General features: G+C 59.2%; 3 protein-coding genes. 1 reads left to right on the plus strand and 2 read right to left on the minus strand.

Annotated elements, in window-relative coordinates; all coding sequences use genetic code 11:
- Positions 1-441 (minus strand): thioredoxin-dependent thiol peroxidase (gene bcp / locus AB4043_RS18650; RefSeq protein ID WP_442307752.1); only part of this gene is annotated, 441 nt, incomplete at its 3' end.
- Positions 442-529: 88 nt separating this feature from the next.
- Here bcp and AB4043_RS18655 point away from each other — a divergent pair.
- Positions 530-1,882: a hypothetical protein gene (locus AB4043_RS18655; protein WP_442301441.1), complete on the plus strand. Its 1,353-nt coding sequence runs from the start codon at positions 530-532 to the stop codon at positions 1,880-1,882.
- Positions 1,883-2,243: 361 nt separating this feature from the next.
- On the opposite strand, the gene AB4043_RS18660 is transcribed toward AB4043_RS18655, so the two are convergent.
- Positions 2,244-3,434 (minus strand): S1C family serine protease, encoded by a 1,191-nt coding sequence (locus tag AB4043_RS18660; protein WP_442301442.1) that lies wholly within the window; start codon positions 3,432-3,434, stop codon positions 2,244-2,246.
- Positions 3,435-3,560: the final 126 nt, after the last annotated feature.

Below are 3,560 nucleotides of genomic sequence, written 5' to 3' on the forward strand. Positions count from 1 at the left end.
GACCTCTTCGGCGTGGCCTTCCGGCTTTACTTTGGGGAAGATGTGCAGCAGTTTGCGGCCGGGGCCGATCAGGTAGGTGGTACGTTCGATTCCGGTTACCGGCTTGCCGTACATGGTCTTTTGCTTGATGACGTCGAAGTAGTTGCAGATCTTCTGGTCGTGGTCGGCCAGGAGGGGGTAGTTCAGGTCGTATTTTTCGGCGAACTTCTTCTGTGCCTTCACGGTGTCGCGGGAGATGCCCAGAACGACCACGCCCGCCTTTTTCAGCTTGTCGATGGCGTCCCGGAAGCCGCAGGCTTCGATGGTGCAGCCAGGGGTATCTGCTTTGGGGTAAAAGAACAAAACGACAGGTTTGGGGTCAAAGCTGGAGAGGGTGACCGGGTTGCCGTCCTGATCGTTGAGAGTAAAGTCTTCGATAACGTCGCCTGCTTGTGGTGGCATGGATGCAAAGGTACAGCGCCTGCGGTCTGAGCCGCAAGGCAGGGCTGCAAGGTAGCGGAACCGCGAGATTGGCCGTCTTATGAGTGTGATGAAAGTTTCCAGAGGAATCGGATTCGCCGCCGTGGCGGCGATGGTGGCTGCGGCACCCGCCCAGATGCACCGTGTTGCTAAGAAAGACAATGTCACCCGTGCGATTGGCGTCTATGAGTGGACCGGCGACGATATCAAGAAACCGCTGGCGAGCCGCCTGGTCCCTGTCTCGCTCTTCGTCGACGGAGATTATCAGGATGCCGGCCTTTACCTGGCGCGGCCTGTCCCCCTGGCACTGAGCACGGACGTTGTGTATGAGCTGCAGGACTCCGGCGAGCCCAAGGGATTGCTCGACCTGGACTTCGCCCGCAACCTGAAGCCGGACGCTGCCGTCAGCAGCGTGTACGACCAGGGATGGATGGGATATGGCAAGTGGCAGCCTTTACCGGTGGACAAGCCGAAGGCTCCGCAGAAGGTTGTCCTGGAATCCACCGACAAGGATGACAGCCGTCCCAAGCTCGGCCGCAAGGATAAAGATAAGAAGGACAAATCGGACTCGAAGGATAAGAAGGACAGCAAGAACGGCAAAGATAAGGATCAGAGCGGTGTCACTGGCGTCGGGGACGATCCATCCGACGACGCCGATCGTCCGACGCTGAAGAAGCGCACGGAGAAGGAGAAGCGCGACGCGATCAAGAACGACACTGCCAACGTGCAGACGCTGGGGGATCTGAACGACGACCCTGATCGTCCGAAGATCATGCGCGGCAAGCCGGCGAAGCTGGCCGAGGCGCCGCAGCTGAGTGGCATGCCGGCCAACCTGCATCAGATCGTTGCCGTGAGCGATGCCGCGTCGCGCGAGATCCACGACTTCACCTATCGTTTCCGCGATCCTTCAGAGAAGACAGAGATTCAGACCAAGCTGGAGAAGGTGGCCATGTCGCTGGTCGCTCCGCCTCCGGCTGCTACTCCTGCGCCGATCAAGACTGGTGGTGTGAGCCGTTCGACCGGAGCGCGCAGCAAGCTGAAGGCGGCTCCGGTGGCTGAGGCTCCGGCTGTGAAACTCGCCGATGAGAAGTTTTCCGCCTTTGAGCTCAGCTATAACAGCGCACCGGTCTTTGTGCTGGAGGCTCATACGAATGGTGAGGGAGGGGCGCCGGTGAAGTATGTCACGGTGGTTGCGCAGAATGACAGCTTCGGCGAACCACAGGTGGCGATAAAGACGGTGACCGATGCGATCCACATGGATACAACGCCGCGGATGCATCTGGTTGGTGTTGTGGACGCGGAGGCATCCAATCGTGCCAGCCTGGTGATGGAACTGCGCGGAGAGCAGGCGCGATCGTTTGCGATGTATCGCGTGATCGGCGGGCAGGCGACGAAGTTCTTTGAGACTGGGGCTACGCAGTAAGGGTTGGCGTGAATAGAAAACGTTCCGCAGAAATGCGGAGCGTTTTTTTGTTTGTCATTTCGTAGCGAATGAAGAGAGCGGAGAAATCTGCTGTTCGACCGATGTCTGGTGGGAGCAGCGGGCTTCAGCCCGCTGATAAAGGCATAAAAATAAATGGGCTTTTTCCTGATTAACAGAGAAGGCCCAGGGCTAAAGCCCGTTTCTATATTGAGTTGATAGACCGTGGGCTGTAAAGCCCACGGCTCCCACCGGTTCGAGCTTCGCTCGAATAGTTCACCCGGCGAATCAAGTTCGCCAGAGTCCGCATTCCCACCCATCCTGCTACGCAGTTATGGATGGGGCGCCCAGATTGGTGGCGGTACTATGTCTGGCGCTCGCTGGCTTCGCTCAGGGTGACGCGCAGCTCGACTTTCTTGCGAGCGCGGAAGATGGTGACTGTCACCGTGTCGCCTGCTTTGTGGGAGTTCATCACGTCGGAGACGTCCTGCTGGCTGGTGATCTCCTGTCCGTCGATGGCGACGATGAGGTCACCGCCGATCATTACCGGAGTATTGCCCATGTAGGCGCGCTGTGAGCCGCCTTTCAGTCCGGCGCGTTCTGCCGCACCGCCGGGGAGCACCCGCTCCACCAGGACGCCGTAGTCGGCCGCGAGGCCAAGCTGGTCCGCGATGTCCGGGCCGATGGGCAACGTGACGACATCGAGCGCGGGGCGGCGAACGTGGCCGTAGCGGGCCAGGTCATCAACGAAGGCGCGGGCAGTATTGATGGGAATGGCGAAGCCGATACCTGCGCTCTGGTCGCTGCCGTTGGAGGCGATCATCGTGTTGATCCCGATGACCTCGCCGCGTGAGTTCAGCAGCGGTCCGCCGGAGTTACCGGGATTGATGGCGGCATCGGTCTGGATGGCGTTGTCGATCGCCGCTCCTGTCGGTCCACGGACGGAACGAAGGGCAGAGATGATGCCGCGCGTCATGGTTCCGTTCAGGCCAAAGGGATTGCCGATGGCGTAGACCTTCTGTCCAACGACGATGTTCTTGGAGTCGGCCAGGGTGACAGGAGCCAGGTTCGGCGCATTGATCTGCAGCAATGCGAGATCATGGCTCTTATCCACCTGAACTACGTTGGCCTTGTACTTGTGCTTGTCGCTCAGCGTGACTTCGATGCGCTGGCCATCCTGAATCACGTGGTTATTGGTGAGGATGTGGCCCTCTTTGTCGATGATGAAGCCCGTGCCCATGCCTTGCTGTGGGACCGGGCCGTAGAAGAAGTCGAAGGCCACGGTGGTGGAAGTAACGTTCACCACGCTGGGCAGCGTCCGCTTATAGACGTTGATATTGTTCTGCTCTTCGCTGTCGAACTCCGGCGCGGCGTTGGCGACGGTCATGTGAAAGTTACCCAGAGGGCCATTGACTGCAGTTGTTCCATTTCCCGGTAGCGACGGGAAGGCGCTCTTGACCCAGTTACCGATGGCTCCTGACGGGACCATGTAGTTGGTCAGCAGGTAGAAGCCGCCCACGAGAAGGAGCACGAGCAGTATGCGACGCATCTTCATATAACTTCCTTTACGTTTCCTTCGCCTGTGAAGTTCAGGCTTTAGAAGATTCTAGGCCCGGGAGAGCTATCCTCGCGAGGCTGTCTTGAGCGCCTCCCACACCTGGACGATCTGGCGGCGTAGACC

Origin of the sequence: Terriglobus sp. YAF25 (assembly GCF_052113305.1) — a bacterium.
Classification (GTDB): domain Bacteria; phylum Acidobacteriota; class Terriglobia; order Terriglobales; family Acidobacteriaceae; genus Terriglobus.

Excerpts from the sequence above, each read along its gene's own strand:
- AB4043_RS18655 (WP_442301441.1), top strand. The coding sequence starts at position 530 with ATGAAAGTTTCCAGAGGAATCGGATTCGCCGCCGTGGCGGCGATGGTG.
- AB4043_RS18660 (WP_442301442.1), bottom strand. The coding sequence starts at position 3,434 with ATGAAGATGCGTCGCATACTGCTCGTGCTCCTTCTCGTGGGCGGCTTC.